1 rRNA gene is annotated in these 519 nt (G+C 64.0%); it reads left to right on the top strand.

The features are described from left to right. Positions 1-381: 381 nt before the first annotated feature. Positions 382-519 (top strand): 23S ribosomal RNA (locus KDL01_RS41770); the annotation flags it as partial.

The raw sequence follows: 519 nt of genomic DNA, 5'->3' as shown, positions 1-519 counted from the left end.
GGAAGGTGCGGCTGGATCACCTCCTTTCTAAGGAGCATCTGCCCAGGTAGGCCTGTAGTGGGCCGGCCGGGCCAGACCCGCTTCACCGGCGAGTGTCCGGTGGCGGAGCTCATGGGTGGAAACGTCGACGATTCTTCGCACCGCCCCCCGGGGTGGTGCGTGTGGCACGCTGTTGGGTCCTGAAGGGACAGCCCGTAACGCGGGGTGTGTCTTCTGGTCCGGGTCCAGGCCCGGCGCCATACCGGCCATGTCCTCCCTTCGGGGGGTGTGGAGCTGGTGGTGTCTTGGTGGTCTGGGGTTCGGTGGGGTGTTTGTGAACTGGATAGTGGATGCGAGCATCTAGTAGTCGCTTGAATGCGACGAATCAAGTTTGTTCTCTGTGTGTAAGTGTTTAAGGGCGCACGGTGGATGCCTTGGTACCAGGAGCCGATGAAGGACGTGTCTGGCCGCGATAGGCCCCGGGGAGCCGCCGAGAGGGCTTGGATCCGGGGGTGTCCGAATGGGGGAACCCGGCACCCG

This window comes from Actinospica durhamensis (assembly GCF_018139695.1).
In the GTDB taxonomy this organism is placed as follows: domain Bacteria; phylum Actinomycetota; class Actinomycetes; order Streptomycetales; family Catenulisporaceae; genus Actinospica; species Actinospica durhamensis.
The sequence above is the reverse complement of the archived record's forward strand: the minus strand, read 5'-3'. Positions and strand labels throughout refer to the sequence as shown.